The organism is Pseudomonas sp. P39-UII1, from assembly GCF_039672635.1.
Taxonomy (GTDB): domain Bacteria; phylum Pseudomonadota; class Gammaproteobacteria; order Pseudomonadales; family Pseudomonadaceae; genus Aquipseudomonas.
Window position 1 is genome coordinate 1 of sequence record NZ_JBDFPP010000034.1, and the last position, 16973, is coordinate 16973.

General features: G+C 62.8%; 14 protein-coding genes and 1 pseudogene. 5 read left to right on the forward strand and 10 right to left on the reverse strand.

From position 1 onward, the window contains the following. Both ABEH27_RS24385 and ABEH27_RS24390 read left to right on the forward strand, forming a co-directional pair. Nucleotides 1–331: pseudogene (locus ABEH27_RS24385) on the forward strand (hypothetical protein); the annotation flags it as partial. Nucleotides 332–421: 90 nt separating this feature from the next. Continuing rightward, nucleotides 422–1318: a formate/nitrite transporter family protein gene (locus tag ABEH27_RS24390; RefSeq protein WP_346616025.1), complete on the forward strand. Its 897-nt coding sequence runs from the start codon at nt 422–424 to the stop codon at nt 1316–1318. A gap of 3 nt (nt 1319–1321) precedes the next feature. Here ABEH27_RS24390 and ABEH27_RS24395 read toward each other — a convergent pair whose 3' ends face one another. Beyond that, a complete protein-coding gene (locus tag ABEH27_RS24395) occupies nt 1322–2416 on the reverse strand; it encodes an MBL fold metallo-hydrolase (RefSeq protein ID WP_346616026.1) in 1095 nt (364 codons plus the stop codon). Between the two features lie 225 nt (nt 2417–2641). Here ABEH27_RS24395 and ABEH27_RS24400 point away from each other — a divergent pair, with 225 nt between their 5' ends. Continuing rightward, complete coding sequence (locus ABEH27_RS24400; RefSeq protein ID WP_346616027.1) at nt 2642–5227, forward strand: EAL domain-containing protein; 2586 nt, start codon at nt 2642–2644, stop codon at nt 5225–5227. A gap of 40 nt (nt 5228–5267) precedes the next feature. Here the strand turns inward: ABEH27_RS24400 and ABEH27_RS24405 are convergent, their stop codons facing one another. The 8 genes from ABEH27_RS24405 to ABEH27_RS24440 all read right to left on the reverse strand — a co-directional run bounded on the left by ABEH27_RS24405 (nt 5268) and on the right by ABEH27_RS24440 (nt 10606). Next, nucleotides 5268–5588, reverse strand: a complete 321-nt coding sequence (locus tag ABEH27_RS24405) for a DUF2025 family protein (RefSeq protein ID WP_346616028.1) — start codon at nt 5586–5588, stop codon at nt 5268–5270. Nucleotides 5589–5726: 138 nt separating this feature from the next. Beyond that, on the reverse strand, nt 5727–6593 hold the full coding sequence (locus ABEH27_RS24410; protein WP_346616029.1) for an HlyD family secretion protein: 867 nt from the start codon (nt 6591–6593) through the stop codon (nt 5727–5729). Nucleotides 6594–6604: 11 nt separating this feature from the next. Then, a complete protein-coding gene (locus ABEH27_RS24415; RefSeq protein ID WP_346616030.1) occupies nt 6605–6811 on the reverse strand; it encodes a DUF1656 domain-containing protein in 207 nt (68 codons plus the stop codon). Beyond that, a complete protein-coding gene (locus tag ABEH27_RS24420) occupies nt 6798–8786 on the reverse strand; it encodes an FUSC family protein (protein ID WP_346616031.1) in 1989 nt (662 codons plus the stop codon). The genes ABEH27_RS24415 and ABEH27_RS24420 overlap by 14 nt, the downstream gene beginning before the upstream one ends. Before the next feature lie 180 nt (nt 8787–8966). After that, nucleotides 8967–9083 carry a cytochrome c oxidase subunit CcoM gene (gene ccoM / locus ABEH27_RS24425; protein WP_008097462.1) on the reverse strand — a complete coding sequence of 39 codons (117 nt, stop codon included), beginning with the start codon at nt 9081–9083 and terminating at the stop codon, nt 8967–8969. Between the two features lie 135 nt (nt 9084–9218). After that, on the reverse strand, nt 9219–9380 hold the full coding sequence (locus tag ABEH27_RS24430) for a hypothetical protein (RefSeq protein WP_346616032.1): 162 nt from the start codon (nt 9378–9380) through the stop codon (nt 9219–9221). Between the two features lie 89 nt (nt 9381–9469). Beyond that, entirely contained in the window at nt 9470–9802 is a 333-nt protein-coding gene (locus ABEH27_RS24435) for an aspartate-semialdehyde dehydrogenase (RefSeq protein ID WP_346616033.1), read from the reverse strand. 108 nt (nt 9803–9910) lie between these two features. Continuing rightward, nucleotides 9911–10606, reverse strand: coding sequence for a hypothetical protein (locus ABEH27_RS24440; RefSeq protein WP_346616034.1), 696 nt, complete (start codon nt 10604–10606; stop codon nt 9911–9913). A gap of 131 nt (nt 10607–10737) precedes the next feature. Here ABEH27_RS24440 and rapA point away from each other — a divergent pair, with 131 nt between their 5' ends. Together rapA and ABEH27_RS24450 are read left to right on the forward strand one after the other, a co-directional pair. Then, nucleotides 10738–13584: an RNA polymerase-associated protein RapA gene (gene rapA, locus ABEH27_RS24445; RefSeq protein WP_346616035.1), complete on the forward strand. Its 2847-nt coding sequence runs from the start codon at nt 10738–10740 to the stop codon at nt 13582–13584. 198 nt (nt 13585–13782) lie between these two features. Beyond that, nucleotides 13783–16047 carry an EAL domain-containing protein gene (locus ABEH27_RS24450; protein ID WP_346616036.1) on the forward strand — a complete coding sequence of 755 codons (2265 nt, stop codon included), beginning with the start codon at nt 13783–13785 and terminating at the stop codon, nt 16045–16047. Here the strand turns inward: ABEH27_RS24450 and ABEH27_RS24455 are convergent. Beyond that, entirely contained in the window at nt 15947–16834 is an 888-nt protein-coding gene (locus ABEH27_RS24455) for an NAD(P)-dependent oxidoreductase (protein ID WP_346616037.1), read from the reverse strand. The two genes, ABEH27_RS24450 and ABEH27_RS24455, sit on opposite strands and share 101 nt — an antisense overlap. Between the last annotated feature and the right edge of the window lie 139 nt (nt 16835–16973).

Genomic DNA, 16973 nt, shown 5'->3' on the forward strand with positions numbered 1-16973 from the left:
CTCAGCAATCTCAAATGACTATGTGATTTCTCGCATGGTCACTTGTGATGCTGATAATCTTTTTGACTATCAGTCCGTACTCACAAGCACCCACACGAATTGCTTGATTCAATTTGTTAAAGAGCGTGTGGTTAAGAGCTTTTCGTCTCAACCGAGGCGCGCATTCTACGCTTTCCTCATTTGCTGTCAAGCGTTAATTTTGAAGTTTTTTGAATCAGCTTTCTTTCAAAAGCCTTTAACCTCAACAACTTACCGCTTGCCCCGCTGCGTTCATCGCTGCGAGGAGGCGAATAATACGCGGTTTGAAATCAGAGTCAACACCTTGATCTGAAAAAACTTTCAAACTGCATTTCACAGCCACCTGGCAACTAAATGCATGAACCGCCGCTCTGTAGAGAAACACTCCGAGGAGGCAGCGGCCATGAGCGACGCACAGAGCGACAAGACCCCCGGCCTGTCGGCGGATGAGGAAAAGGAAGTCAGCCATAACCAGCCTCCGCGGGCGGCGGTACTGCACGAGATCATTCGCTTCCAGGGTGACCAGGAACTCGAGCGCACCCTGGCGGCACTGTGGTGGTCCGCGCTGGCAGCAGGCTTGACCATGGGCCTTTCATTAATGGCCATGGGGCTCTTCTATGCCCGCCTGCCGGACGGCGACAGTGCCCAGGTGATCGCCAGCATCGGCTACAGCGCCGGTTTTCTTGCGGTGATTCTGGCGCGTCAGCAACTGTTTACCGAGAACACACTGACCGCGGTGCTTCCCATAATGACCACGCCGACACTGACCAACCTCGGGCGCCTGCTGCGCCTGTGGAGCGTGGTGCTAGTCGGCAACCTCGCGGGCACCTTGCTGGTGGCCTGGGTCATGCTCGAGCTGCCGATCTTCGACAGCAAGACGGATGTGGCCTTCCTGGAGATCGGCCGCAAGGTAATGAAGAACGACATCAGCCAGATGTTTGCCAAAGGCATCGTCTCGGGCTGGATGATCGCCACCATGGTATGGATGATCCCGTCCATGGAGCATGCCAAGATCTGGATCATCCTGATGATCACCTACCTGATGGCGCTCGGTGATTTCACCCATATCGTCGTCGGTTCGGTGGAGGTGTCCTACCTGGTCTGGGCGGGCGACGAAACCTGGCGCAGCTTCTGGCTGGAGTTCGCACTGCCGACGCTGGCCGGCAACATCATTGGGGGCAGCTTCATCTTCGCCTTGATCAGCCATGCCCAGGTGCGCAGCGACAGCGGCAAACCGCCCTCGCAACTATTGAAGGGGGACAAGCAGCCCTCCCCCCGCGAGCGGGACCATAAAGACTGACGCTCAGCGCGCAGCGACTGAACGTTCGGCCCCCCTGCTCCGCCCGCGTACTGGCCGTGGCTGCCACCAGTTCTGCCCTTCATGAGGGGAGTCGAGGCTGACCCGTTCGCCCATCTGCGGCGTGCTCAAACGCACATGTGCCGCCGCAGCCAGCGCAACGATGCGCTCGAACGGTTCCTGCCAGCCATGCATGGAGAGGTCGAAGGTGCCGTTATGAATCGGCAGCATCCACCGCCCCTGCAGGTCGAGGTGTGCCTGCAGGCTCTGCTCCGGCTGCATGTGCACGTTGGGCCAGGCCAGGTTGTAGGCGCCGGTCTCGATCAAGGTCAGATCAAACGGCCCATAGCGCTCGCCGATCTGAGCAAAGCCATCGAAGTAGCCTGTGTCACCGCTGAAGAAAATACGCAGCTGCTCATCTATTACCACCCAGGAGGCCCACAAGGTGCGGTTGCTGTCGAACAACCCACGCCCGGAAAAGTGCTGGGCCGGGGTAGCGACGAAACGCACACCCCCAACCTCGCTCTCCTGCCACCAGTCCAGCTGAGTGACCTTGGCTGCCGGTACCCCCCACTCGATCAGCAGGTCGCCCACCCCAAGCGGTGCCAGGAAGCGCTCGGCCCGCGAGGCCAGAACGCGGATGGCCTGTTCATCGAGATGATCGAAGTGATCGTGGGAGAGAATGACCGCTGCCAGCGGCGGCAAGTCATCCAGCGCCAGCGGCGGAGCATGGAACCGCAACGGCCCGGCCCATTGCACCGGCGAGGCGCGCTCGGCGAAGACTGGGTCGGTAATGAAGAAGCGCCCCCGCAGTTTGAGCAACACCGTGGAATGGCCGAGGCGCCAGAGGCTGTGATCGGGTGCATCGAGCACCTGCTGGCGGGTCATCGGCTGCATGCTGATGGCCGCGACGGGCCGGGTTTCTGGTGGCTTGCGCAAGAACAGGTACTTCAAGCCGATGCGCAGTTTTTTCAGCACGCCATCCTGGGGCAGGCTGGCCTGGTTGTGAAAGCGTCCGTCCCGCTGTGGGGCCGGCTCGCCGGCAGGGTTAGCCATGGGCATCATGAGCAGCAGCACTCCAAGCATGAGGAAGGACTTCATGTTACCCCACAGTGGTCGCACCAACCGTGAATTGGCTTGTAAGGTCATTTTTCGTCGATGACCGTCTTTTGAACAATGTTCACGCGGGTTATGCGATAAACGGCGCGGTCCCGAGGTCAATTTCGCCCACAGCGAGGCCGCAACGCTCAGGCTGGCCTATCCTGACTGAATCTCCTCGCTGATTGACCAGCGGGGGGCAGCAGCTCATGAAGGAGTCGCTCGTGTATGGCCAGGAACGCCAAACTGACGCCCGCCAGCCCTACCCCCCGATTGCCCGTTCGCACTTTGATCGGTGGCTTTTGCGTCGTATTCGGACTGGCCTGCCTGGTCACCCTCGGCGCACTGTTCAATATCGCCGCGTCGCTGGATGAGCAGGAACAGCAACGCAGCGCGTTCCAGGCCAATCAAGCATTGCAACAGCGCCTGCTGGCCTCGCGGCAGTTTCTTTCCAGCTACGCCGTGTGGGACGCCGCCTATGAGCACCTGGTTGGCAAGGTGGACTGGCAATGGGCTTACCAGCAAAAAAATGTTGGCGAGTCGCTGTACAGCGCCAGCGGCTATGAAGGTGTGTTCGTCGTCGACGACCAGCGCACCACTTATGCCTTGTTCAAGGGCAACCCTACCGAAGCCGCCGCCAGCAGCTTCATCGATGCCCCCTTGCCAGCGATCATCGCCGAGGCGCGCCAAGCCGCCAGCGCACGCGAGCAGGTCACGCACTTTGTGCTGTTCAACGGCTGGCCAGCCGTCCTCAGCGCCGCCGCCGTGCGCCCCGACAGGGATGTGACGGCCGAAGAGGTCAGCAACGCCCCCATCATGCTCTTTATAGATCAACTGACCGAAGCGAAGCTTGCTAACCTCGGCGCGAGTGTGGGCCTTGCGCAAATGCGTATCGAAAAAAACCAGGGCGGGGCGCACGGCCATCAGCAGATCGCGCTGGGGGGCACCGGTTACTACCTTGCCTGGACCAGCCCGTTGCCGGGGCGCCAACTGCTCTGGGCGGTGCTGCCGCCATTGCTCTGTGCGTTGCTGGTGCTGGGCCTGGTGATGCTGTACCTGTTACGTCATGCCCTGCGCAGCTCACGCGCCATTGACCTGAGCCTTCTGCACCTGCAGCAGAGCAACCAAGCCCTGGAGGCCAGTGAACAACGGTTTCGCGCAGTCGCCGAGGCCGCGTCCGACTGGATCTGGGAAACCGATCGGCAACAGCGGCTGACCTACTTGTCGCAACGCTTCGTCAGGGTCACCGGTGATCGGGTCGAAGAGTGGCTGGGGCAACCAATCAACCAACTGCTCAGTTGTGACACCACCCCGTTGTCGCCCTGGCTGGATGCCCAGGCCGAAGCCGACACGGAACAACCGGCCAACTTGCGCTGCGCCTATCGCGACCACAATGGCCAGAACCGCTTTTGTCGTATTTCGGCCCGGGCGATTCTGTACGATGGCAAGCTCACCGGTTTTCGCGGCACCGCCAGCGACATTACCGACGAAGTCGCAGCCCATGCGCGCATCCAGCACCTGTCCTTGCATGACCCGCTCACCGGCCTCGCCAACCGCAACAAGCTCGCCCGCCATCTTGAGCATGCCCTGCTGCGTGGCAGCGATTCGCCGCCGTTGACCTTGCTGCTGCTTGACCTGGACAACTTCAAGCCGATCAACGACTCCCTTGGCCACGCGGCCGGTGACGCGGTGCTGCAGGAAGTGGCCGCGCGCCTGCGCGACACCACCCGTGAAGGCGACCTGGTCGCACGGCTGGGCGGCGATGAGTTCGTGCTGGTGCTCGAAGGCATGGATAACCGCACCGAGATCGACCGGCTGAGCAAACGGCTGATCGAACTGCTGCAGCAGCCCATCTCTTACGAAGACCAAGTGCTGCACATTGGCGCCAGCCTAGGCATCGCCCAAACCCGCACCCAGGGCTTCGACGCCGGCGAGCTGATGCGCTGCGCCGATATCGCCCTGTACCAGGCGAAAGCCGACGGCAAGAACACCTGGCGCTACTTCGCCGCCGAGATGAACCAACAGATCCAGTACCGGCGCCAGCTGGAAAATGACCTGCGCCGGGCATTGAGAAATGAAGAGTTCGTGCTGTACTACCAGCCGCGCTACCGCCTTGGTGACCTGCGCATCGTATCGGTGGAAGCCTTGCTGCGCTGGCAACACCCGCAGGAGGGCCTGCTTGGCCCGGACACGTTCATTCCGCTGGCCGAGCAGAGCGACTTGATCGTCACGTTGGGGCGCTGGGTGTTGCGCGAAGTGTGCCGCAGCGCTCTGGGCTGGCCCGAGCAGTTGCTGGTCTCGGTGAACCTCTCGCCAGCCCAGTTTCTGCGCAGTGATGTGGTTGCCGATGTGCGCGATATCCTGCTGGAAACTACCTTTCCCGCACAGCGCCTGGAGCTGGAGATCACCGAAAACGTCATGCTCAACGACATCGAGGGTGCCTTGGCCACCATGCAAGCGCTGAAAGAACTGGGTGTACGCCTGAACATGGATGATTTCGGCACCGGCTATTCGTCACTGGGCTATCTGCGCACCTACCCGTTCGACAGCATCAAGATCGACAAGCGTTTCATCGCCGGGCTAGGCAACTCCAACAGCAGCGACCGTGCCGTGGTGCAGGCGATCATCAACCTGGGTGAGGCCATGGGGCTGACGGTGACGGCTGAAGGGGTGGAGACCGAGCAGCAATTGAAGGCGCTGGAAGTGGACAACTGCCACGAAGTACAAGGCTATTACCTGAGCCGGCCGTTGGACAAGCTGGCCTTTGAGCAACTGTTGCAGCAAAGGCCCGGGCGATCAGCCGGGGTTTCCTGAGCCTGCACCGGCGCTGTCGCGGGTACAGGCAGCACGCCATTCAGCGCAACGTACGCTGCGCCACAATCTCCGGCAGATCACGGCGCCGCAGGTAAATGCGCAACGCCTCGGCAATATTCAATCGATCATCCACATGCTGCTCCATCAACAGTGTCAACCGCTCACGGCACAACGCCATGCGTGCACCGGGCTCGGGCCGCCAGACGAATTCGTTGCAAGGGGTGATGCTCTCGTCCGCCACGTCCATGCCGAACGCGTCCTCGGAAAACCGCACGATATGGACCCCGCGCTTGCCATGAAAACCGACGAAGCCTTTGAGCTGGTCGGCGGCGCTGCAGATGTCCTGGGATGTAATGGCCATGACGTAACCTCGCAAATGAACGAAAGTGACGCACGCCAGGCGGGCAACGGTCGCCTCTGCTGGGCAACGCGTGGGGCCCAGCCTAGCGCAAGTGCCCGCCGTTTCAATAGATCGAGAGCAACCAAACAGCGCCAGCTTTCACTCGGGAGCGTCTTCGTGCACCTGCACGCTGGCCGTCATGCCCGCACTGAGGTTCATGCCCTGCGGAACCTGGTCCAGCCTGATCCGCACGGGTATGCGCTGGGCCAGCCGCACCCAGTTGAAGGTCGGCTCGACCACAGGCAGCAGTTGGCTGTCCGGGTTGCTGTTGCTGTCGGTGATGCCCCGGCTGATGCTTTCCACATGCCCTTGCATCGCCTCCCCTGCCCCCATCAGCCAAACCTTCACCGAGTCGCCCACACGTATGCGGGGCAGTTTGGTTTCTTCGAAGTAGGCCTGGATATAGAAGGTCGAATCATCCACCAGCGCCATCACCGACTGCCCGACATTCACATAGTTGCCTTGGGCCAGGCGCAAGTTGGTGATATGCCCGCTGCGCGGTGCGCGCACTTCGCTGCGTGCCAGGTTGATCTTCGCCACCTGCAGCTGAGCCTGCGCCTCATGCAGCTCGCCGCGGGCAATGGCGGCATTGATCTGCGCATTCTCGCGCAGCTCGGCACTGATCGCCTCAGGCCCCAATGCCGTGCGCCGCGCCGCCTCACGCTCGCGCAGGTGCAACTGCTGGGCGCGCGTTTCAGCCACCGCGCTGGCTTGATCGAAAGCCGCCTGGAAGCGCTCACGATCGATGCTCATCAGCAAATCGCCCGCTTTGACCTGCTGGTTATCCTGGACCTTCAACTCACGTACCCAGCCGGACACGTCAGGGGCAATCACCACCACATCGGCACGCACCCGAGCATCACGCGTCCAGGGGGTGAGCATGTAGTACTGCCAGAGTTTGTAACCTGCCAGCACGGCAATGGCGACCACGCACAGGGTCACCAGGATACGGACGACAGCACGCATTCAATCACTCCTTACAAAGGCCCCAGCAGGCGGACTACCAGGTACAGCACACAAACGAACAGCGCTGTGTCGAACAGCGCTTCATGCCAGATCCAGCGCCCCAGCGGCGTAGCCTGCACCACCAGGCGCAGCACGCCGGTAAGCACCAGCGCCATCAGCACGTAGATCAGAAAAGGGCTGAGCAGCACGCCGCCCAATGCCCACTCACGCAAGCCCATGGGCTTCCTCCTGCCAGCGGCACCATTTGCGCCAGCTCTTCTGCAACTGCAGCACGGCCCCTTCGGCCAGGCGCAACGGGTCACTCACTGGCTGGCGCTGCAGGGCCGCAATGAATTGTTCGCTGGCGGCATCCAGCCGTTGTCCGCGCCCGGCTGCCGGCCCCTTGGCCAATACCGCTTCCAGTTGCTGTAGATACTCACGTTCGGCAGCGCCCAACGGCGCCTGGGCAACTGCCAGGCACATGCGCAAGTGCACCAGTTCGTCGCCAATATCCAGACCGTGCAGGCCGTCGTCCCAGCGCTTGCGCTGGGCCTCGGGCAGTTCGCTGGCATGCCGCGCCAGCTGCATCAGGCGGTCGGCCATGCGCCCGCCAAACCAGCTGTCGGCGCCGCGCAGGTCGCGCCGGGTCAGGCGCACCAGGTCGCTTTGGGTCGCCGCCCGCAGGCGCCGGCCCAGCCAGGCCGGGTGACGGAACACCAACAGGCGAAACGCCAACACCGCGGCACCGACCCCCATCAGCATGGCCAACGCACTGTTGAGCATGGTCGCCACACCAAACTGCATGGCGTTGAGCGGCGACACCAGGACGATGAAATGCAGGCAATAGGAAGTGGCCGTGGCCCCCGTGCGCGGGTGGGCCATGCCCAGAGCGCCGAAGAACAACGGCACGCCCATGCCCAGGCAAAGCATGGCGAAGCTGCTCCACTGCGGCAGGATGATCTGCCCGACCAGCAACGCTGCCGGGATCGCCAAGAGGATGCCGCGCAAGAAGCTGAGGCCGATCTGCGCACCGTTTTCACGGCTGGCGAACAGGCTGCAGACCACGCAGGTCAGCACCAGGCCACCGGGCGCGGATGGCCAGGCAGTGGCCAGCCAGAAGCCACTCATGGCCAGAAAGGCCAATGCGCTACGTGAACCGAACAGCAACGCCAGCGACCAGTCGCGGTGTGCCGCCAGGCCCTGCGCCACATCCTTGGGTGCCTTGCCCGCTTCGACATCATCCAGTGCCTGGGTGGCCGCCATGGCGTAGTCCAGCAGCAAGGCCATGCGAGCCAGGCAGAAATGCTCGGCAGAGCTGATGTGCTCGTCATGCGCAGCGTCCCAGATACGCTGGCGCAGCAACAGCAGGCTCGGCTGGTCGGGCTTGGCCAACAGCCCCCTTACCTCTTCCAGCCAAGGAGCCAGGCGCGAGGCCTGGCGCTCATCGAGCTGGCGCCACTGGCGACGCACCGAACGCGCGATGCGCAACAGCACCATCAGTTTCTGGCTTAACCCGCGGATGGCCCTGGCCCGCTGACGCCCGCGCGGGCCTTCGAACCAGGCGTGTTCGCGCTGGGTATCGATGGCGACGATGCGCCCTAGAATCTCCAACAAGCCTTTGCGTGCTTCGTCCTCGCCACCCAGCATCGCACTGGCGGCCTGCAAGCCATTCTGCCAGGCCTGACGCGCCTGCCCGGCCAGTTGCTGTTCGACCCGCATCGGCCATAGCAAGGCGCTGGTCGCGGTGGCGCAAAAGATGCCCAGGCAAATCTCGGTGCAACGCGCCACCGCCTGGTCGAACACCTGCAACGGGTTCGCGATGGCCGGCAAGGCGATGATCGCTGCGGTGTAGCCCGCGAGCACGAAGGCATAAGCCCAGGCGCTGCGCAGTTGCGTCGAGGCCGCGGTGCACAGGGCCAGCCACAAGGCCAAGGTGATCAGGAACAGCCAAGGCGTCTGGGCGAACAGCCCAATGAACACCACGGACATGCAGGTACCGACCAAGGTCCCGGCCAACCGCGCAAGCCCCTTCTGCACCACCATGCCCGATAAGGGCTGGGCGACGATGAACGCAGTCATCAGTGCCCAGGACGGCTGCTCCAACCCCCAGCGCATCGCCAGCCACAACGCCAGGCCGCCGCCAAGCACGGTCTTGATGGCGAATTTGAGGGCGAGGCTGCTGGGTGCAAACAGGGCCTGGAGAGTGATAGGCACGAATCGGACCTTGCGGGGGATGGTCAGGTAAACGATAGACAATGAAGCGAAGGATAATGCTGAAACGAATAATTAGCTAGCTAATCATCTTTATGGGTCGACGGTTGGATTTTTGCCAGGCAAAAAAAATGGGCGACCGAAGTCGCCCTAAATGCCTTGCGTGCTCGTGAACCTGAAAGGTCAGCGCGGCTTGCGCTTGTTCGAGTCCTTCCAGATGAAAATGCCCAGACCGGCAAAGAATGCGAACATCAATCCGACCGTTACCACGCCAGCGATAACCACGTTGTCGAAGAACATGTCGGCCTCCCGTTTCGTTTGCCGTTGTCCGATGGGTGCAAGGTAACGAAGATGGAGGAGAAGGAAATTGATCGAGGTCAATGGTGCCCGGGGCCGGGCACGCGAGGGGGGCGCAGGTTTGACCTGCGTCAAGTTTCAGCGCTTCTTGGGCTTGCCCTTGGGTTTCTTTTTCTTTGCCTTGCCCAACGGCATGGCTTGCTCGAACGCCTGACGCACTTCGTTCAGGCGTTTTTCCTTGATGTCATGGACGCGCTTGGTGCGTTCGGCATCGAAGTCGATGAGGTTGTCCTGGCTCATGGGTGGGCTCGACGATCAACAGAGACTTGCATGATGAAGCCAGGCGCTGATGGTTACCAGCCCCCGCGACTACGCAGTGGTTGGCAACCCTAGACCTCTATGTCGACCAGCAGGCCCTGGCGCTGGTGCTCACCCATCAACGGCGCTACCGGCACCGTGTTGTCGGCATTCACTTCATCACCCGGCAAAGCGCTATAGCGCTCCTCGTCGCCCTTGCTGTTGCGCCGCTGCTGCTGGCGGCGCTGTTCATCGCGCAGCAGCAAGGCCTGCTCCTGCGGGTCGCGCTGGTGCTTGAGGTCGATCGCGCTTTCACCCGAGGCAGGCTGCGCAGGCACCACCGGTTTGATGTCCGGTGTCGGTTTGACCGGGTCCTGTTGCGAGGTAACGGGGGCAGCACTGAGCGGGATGATCGGCGGCAGCATGTGGATTCTCCTGTGCCCACTGTATCGGCCGGCTGTCAGCCACCTTGAGCGTCGGCGAACGAGGTTGTGCAGCCGGTGCCGGCTGCGTCATGCCAGTATAGACAGCGGCTATTCGGGTTCGTCGTCAGGGTCATCGTTACTGGGTGTGCTGGCCTCGCTCCAGGGCCGCTTGTAGACCTGTTGCCAAACCGCGTCCATATGCTCGCGCAGTACCGGCGAGGCATTCTTGAGCGAGGCGCTGTCTTCGCGCTCACCGCCGATGGGCTCTTCGCCCGCCGGGGTAATCAGCGACTGGCCGGTGATGGTGTAGCTGGCCTGGCCTTCGCGCATTTCAATGGCAATATCATGCGGTTCGATGCCACCCCCACAGAAGGCATGGCTGGCTACCGTCACTTCGGCAATACCGTCTTTGTTCAGGTCGCCGACATCACTGACATCGGTGTAGAAATCGACATCCAGGTCCAGCCCCGGGCAGGTGGTTTCCTGTTCGATCTGCCAGCGTGGCTTGAAGCCATCGCGCTCGTTCGCACGCCCATATAAGGTGGCTTTGAGCACTACCTTGTCGACTTCCTGCTCGGACTCGGCATCCACGGCCTGGCCGTCGCTGCGGCTGAGCACCAGCAGGCCTTCGCCGTCGCGGTCACGAAAGTGCACGCTCTTGATCGGCGTCTGCACCCCCAACACCTCGAGTTGCTCGACCGGGATCGCCGGCAAGCTTTCGAAATTTTTCTGTTCGCAAGCGGCCAGCAGCATGAGGCTGCTCACAACCAGGGAAGCATTCAACCAGCGGTGCTTGAGCGGCATATCGTCCGTAGCCCTCGTCGGCAAGACGGTAAACTGCGATGAAACAGCTAGACTCTTGGACTTCTACTCTATGGTCTGACCGGCCTATCCGTTAACATAGCCGGCTTTTTCATCGCGGGAGTTCAGGCAGTATGGCGCAGCAGTATCAACCGGGGCAACGCTGGATCAGTGACAGCGAAGCGGAGCTCGGCCTGGGGACCATCCTGGCCCAGGATGGCCGCTTGCTGACCGTGCTCTACCCGGCCACTGGCGACACCCGCCAGTATTCACTGCGCAATGCGCCGCTGACCCGCGTGCGCTTCTCGCCAGGTGACCAGATCACCCACTTCGAGGGCTGGAAGCTGACGGTCCGCGAAGTCGATGATATCGACGGGCTGATGGTCTACCACGGCCTCGACGGCCAGAACCAGCCGCGCACCCTGCCGGAAACCCAGCTGTCGAACTTCATCCAGTTCCGCCTGGCAAGCGACCGCTTGTTCGCCGGCCAGATCGACCCGCTGTCCTGGTTCAGCCTGCGCTACAACACCCTGCAGCACACCAGCAAGCAGGTCCAGTCGTCGCTGTGGGGCCTGGGTGGCTGCCGCGCGCAACCGATCGCCCACCAGTTGCACATCGCCCGCGAAGTGGCAGACCGCAGCGCGCCACGCGTCCTGCTGGCCGACGAAGTGGGCCTGGGCAAGACCATCGAGGCGGGCCTGGTGATCCATCGCCAGCTGCTGACCGGCCGCGCCAGCCGTGTGCTGATCCTGGTGCCGGAAAACCTCCAGCACCAGTGGCTGGTGGAAATGCGCCGGCGCTTCAACCTGCAGGTGGCGCTGTTCGACGCCGAGCGCTTCATCGAAAGCGATGCCAGCAACCCGTTCGAAGATGCGCAGCTGGCGTTGGTCGCCCTGGAGTGGCTGGTCGATGACGAAAAGGCCCAGGACGCGCTGTTCGCCGCCGGCTGGGACCTGATGGTGGTCGACGAAGCTCACCACCTGGTCTGGCACGAAGACCAGGTAAGCGCCGAATACGGCCTGGTCGAGCAGTTGGCCCAGGTCATCCCGGGCGTGCTGCTGCTCACCGCCACCCCCGAGCAGCTTGGCCAGGACAGCCACTTCGCCCGTCTTCGCCTGCTCGACCCCAACCGCTTCCATGACCTGGCCGCCTTCCGTGCCGAGAGCGAAAATTATCGCCCGGTGGCCGAAGCGGTACAGGAACTGCTCGATGAAGGCCGTCTTTCGCCCAAGGCCCATGCCACCATCCAAGGCTTCCTGGGTGCCGAAGGCGAAGCCCTGCTGGCTGCGGTCAGCGACGGCGACACCCAGGCCAGCGCACGCCTGGTCCGTGAACTGCTGGACCGCCATGGCACTGGTCGCGTGCTGTTCCGTAACACCCGTGCGGCTATCCAAGGCTTCCCCGAGCGCCAATTGCACCCTTACCCGCTGGCCCTGCCGGACCAGTACCGTGACCTGCCGGCCGGCGAGCACGCCGAGCTGTACCCGGAAGTCGCGTTCCAGGCACAAGGCGACGTCAGCGAGGAAGAGCGTTGGTGGCGTTTCGACCCACGGGTCGACTGGCTGATCGACACCCTGAAGATGCTCAAGCGCACCAAAGTCCTGGTGATTTGCGCCCATGCGGAAACCGCCATGGACCTGGAAGACGCCCTGCGCGTGCGGTCGGGCATTCCGGCCTCTGTCTTCCACGAGGGCATGAGCATCCTTGAGCGTGACCGCGCCGCCGCCTACTTCGCCGACGAAGAGTTCGGCGCCCAGGTGCTGATCTGCTCCGAAATCGGCAGCGAAGGCCGCAACTTCCAGTTCGCCCATCACCTGGTGATGTTCGACCTGCCGGCCCACCCCGACCTGCTCGAACAGCGCATCGGCCGCCTCGACCGGATCGGCCAGAAGCACATCATCCAGTTGCACATCCCTTACCTGCAGAGCAGCCCGCAAGAGCGCCTGTTCCAGTGGTACCACGAAGGCCTCAACGCCTTCCTCAATACCTGCCCGACCGGCAACGCCCTGCAGCACCAGTTCGGCCCGCGCCTGCTGGGGATGCTCGAAGGCGGCGACAGCAAGGCCTGGGATGCGCTGGTCGTCGAGGCCAAAGGCGAGCGCGAGCGTCTCGAAGCCGAGCTGCACAGTGGCCGGGATCGTTTGCTGGAGCTCAACTCCGGCGGTGCCGGCGAAGGTCAGACGCTGGTCGAGGCCATCCTTGAGCAGGATGACCAGTTCGCCTTGCCGATCTACATGGAAACCCTGTTCGACGCCTTTGGCATCGACAGCGAAGACCATTCGGAAAACGCACTGATCCTCAAGCCGAGCGAGAAGATGCTCGACGCCAGCTTCCCGCTGGGCGACGACGAAGGCGTCACCATCACCTACGACCGTGCCCAGGCGCTGTCGCGTGAAGACATGCAGTTCCTCACCTGGGAGCACCCGATGGTGCAGGGCGGCATGGACCTGGTGCTGTCCGGTTCGATGGGCAACACAGCCGTTGCGCTGATCAAGAACAAGGCACTCAAGCCTGGCACCGTGCTGCTCGAACTGCTGTTCGTCAGCGAGGTGGTGGCACCGCGCAGCCTGCAGCTGGGCCGCTACCTGCCACCTGCGGCGCTGCGCTGCCTGCTCGACACCAACGGCAACGACCTCGCTTCGCGGGTCGCCTTCGAAACGCTCAACGACCAGCTCGAAAGCGTGCCACGCGCCAGCGCCAACAAGTTCGTGCAGGCTCAGCGTGATGTTCTGGCCCAACGCATCAGCGGCGGTGAGGCCAAGATCATGCCGACCCACGTCGAACGCGTGGCCGAGGCGCAGCGCCGCCTGGCAGCCGAGTCCGATGAAGAGCTCGCGCGCCTGACCGCCCTCAAGGCGGTCAACCCGAGTGTGCGCGACAGCGAAATCGACGCCCTGCGCAAGCAGCGCGTAGATGGCCTGGCAATGCTGGACAAGGCAGCCCTGCGCCTTGAGGCCATCCGCGTGCTGGTTGCCGGCTGACGCCAGCGCAACCGATTGGGAGGCGCGCCGCGCCTCCCTCCCCTCTTATTCCCCCACGCTATCAGTCCGATAACCAAATCATTGCAATCAAAGCGCCATTAGTCAGGAAGGTTTAAACACCCGTTTCTATACTGCTTTCTGAACAGTCTCCTCGGGGCTTGATTGGAGACCAGGGCGAACTCGACCATGGGGCAAGCAATGGAATGGCTGGGACTGCAACTGTTCTCCGAACTGCCGGCAAGCGGACGGACCGTCATCGATTGCCGGCATGAACCCCTGCTGATTCTCATCGCCTTTGCCGTGGCCAGCGCAGCCTGCTTCGCCACCCTCGACATGACCGAGCGTCAATCCCACAGCGAACACCCGGCCGCACAGCGGCAATGGCGCATGCTCGGCGCCTGCTGCCTGGCCGGTGGGATCTGGGCCATGCACTTCATCAGCATGCTGGCGTTCCAGGCCCCGGTCGAAATGCACTATGACGCCTCTCTAACCGGCCTTTCGCTATTGATTGCGCTGCTGGTGGCCTGGCTGGCCATGACCAGCCTCGACCGCGAGCACATGCGGCCGCAACATTACCTGCAAAGCGCCCTGCTGATCGGCATGGGCATCGTGATCATGCATTTTGTCGGCATGGCCGCCTTGCAGACTGGCGCCCAGCAGTACTACCAGACCGGCCTGGTACTGGTCAGCGTGGCCATCGCCCTGCTTACCAGCCTCGCCGCCCTGTTGTTGGCGCGCTACTTCCGCAATGGCAGCGGCACCTTGCACCAGGCCATGAAGTACGGGGCAAGCCTGCTGATGGCCGCTGGCATCGTCGCCACGCACTTCACGGCAATGGCCGCCATGACCCTGGTGATCCCGGCCGATACGGCCCTGAACCTGCCATCCGGCGACAACAGCCTGCAACTGGGCCTGACGGTCGCCTTCATCACCTTGCTGATAAGCGGCAGCAGCATCAGCGCGGCCCTGGCCGACAAGAAACTGCAAAGCAAGGAAGACGACCTGCGCCGTTATGGCGTACTGCTGAGCCAACTGGACCAGGCCCGCGCGTCGCTGCAGCAAGCGGCGCACTACGACGCCTTGACCAACCTGGTCAACCGCCGCGGTTTCAACCAGGTGTTCGCCGAACGCCTGGCGGAGCTCGATGCCAGCGAACACCGGCTGGCGGTGATGTTCCTCGATATCGACCACTTCAAGCGGATCAACGACAGCCTGGGTCATCACGCGGGTGACGAATTGCTCAAGGTGATTGCCAGTCATATCAAGGCGGCCACCCGCAGCCAGGACCTGGTGGCGCGCTTTGGCGGTGACGAATTCTGCGTGGTGACCACCCTGCATGGCCCCGACGAGGCGCGCCACCTGGCCCAGCGCATCATGCAGCGCATGAAAGACCCGATCGACCTGGGCGGCCGGCGCATGGTCATGACCACCAGCATCGGCATCAGCATCTACCCCGACGACGGGCTTACCGCTGAAGAATTGCTCAAGCACGCTGACCTCGCGCTTTACCAATCCAAGGGCAGTGGCCGCAACAGCCTGCATTTTTTCAACAGCGGGCTTAAAAGCCGCGCCACCCTCGAACTGCAGCTGGAAGAGGAACTGCGCATTGCCCTGCTCGAAGAGCGGGGTTTGCGGGTGCATTACCAGCCCATCTACGACCTGCACAGCGGCCAGGTGGCCAAGCTAGAAGCGCTGGTACGCTGGCAGCACCCGCAACATGGCCTGCTGAGCCCCGACCGGTTCATCGGCATCGCCGAAGCCAATGGCCTGATCGTCGACCTCGACTTGTGGGTGCTGCGCCACGCCTGCGAAGACCTGGCGCAGTTGCATCGCCATGGTTTTGCCAGCCTCAAGCTCACGGTCAATTGCTCCGCAGTGACCCTGGGCCATGAAGAGCTACCCAACGAAGTGGAAATGGCCTTGTTCCACGCAGGCCTGGCGCCGCGCTACCTGGAGCTGGAGGTTACCGAAAACGCACTGATGGGCGACATCCAGCGCACGGTCAGCCTGCTCAAGCGCATTCGTGGCCAAGGGGTGAGCCTGTCGATCGATGATTTCGGCACCGGTTATTCGTCGCTGGCCTACCTCAAGCGCCTGCCACTGGACGTCTTGAAAATCGACCGTAGCTTCCTGCAGGACGTGCCGGGCAGCCTGAAGGACCGGGAAATCGTCCAGGCCATTATCGCGATGGCCCATACCCTGCACCTGCAGGTTGTCAGCGAAGGCGTCGAAACCGTCGAGCAACATGAGTTCCTGGCCGCCAACGGCTGCGACTACCTGCAGGGCTACCTGCTCAGCCGCCCGGTGCCACTGGCGGAGCTGCGGCCGATCCTCGACCGGCTCGACCGCCAGGAAGCTGCGCTCATTGCTTGTTGCGATACAGCTCTACCAGGGTCGCCGGATCTTTTTGCAGATTGCCCTGGCTACCGTGCAGGCGCATCAGTTGCGCGGCGAGACCACTGAGCGGCGTCGCCGAGCCCTGTTCACGCGAAAACTTGACCGCACCATCGAGATCCTTCAGCAGCGTGCGCACATGCCACTTGATCGGTTCGAAGCGGCTTTCGGCCATTTGCGGGGCCAGAATCTGCAGCGGCCTGGAATCGGCGAAGCCTCCCGCCAGCGCTTCGGCAAGCAAGGTTGCATCGACCCCAGACTGCTCGGCCAGTGCCACCACTTCGGCAATTACCAGCGCATTACAGGCCACGATCATCTGATTGCATGCCTTGGTCACCTGCCCCGCCCCAACGCCGCCCATGTGCGTCACCCGCTGGCCGAGGGTGAGCAGTACCGGGCGCGCCCGCTGCAGGTCGGCAGCTTCGCCGCCAACCATGATTGCCAGGGTGCCGGCTTCGGCGCCCGGCGTACCACCGGATACCGGCGCATCCAGCCAGGCCATGCTGCACAGGGCAGCCAGCTCGGCGGCCATCTCGCGGGTGGCGGTCGGCTCGAGGCTGGAGAAGTCGACCAGCAACTGCCCGCTGCGCCCGCCCTGGGCAATGCCCTGCTCGCCGAACACCACTTCGCGCACCACCGCCGTGTCGGCCAGGCACAACAACACCATGTCGCTGCTTCGGCACAATTCGGCAGGGCTCGCGGCCAGCCGTGCGCCCGCGGCGACCAGCTCGGCGCACTTGTCCGGGCTGCGGTTCCACACGGTCAGCGGGTAGCCCGCCGCCAGCAGGCGCCGGCACATCGGCAAGCCCATCAAGCCGATGCCGGCGAATCCAAGCGAAGGTAGTGCAGTGCTCATGAACGACTCCTGGCTAATTCGATATCTATCCGGGCCTTTGCTCAGGCCCCATTACGCATCCCGTAAACTGTTACCGCCACGCCGAATTGTTACCTACCTCTACCCACCCTGAACGCCATCGAGCACCAAAATGGGGCGG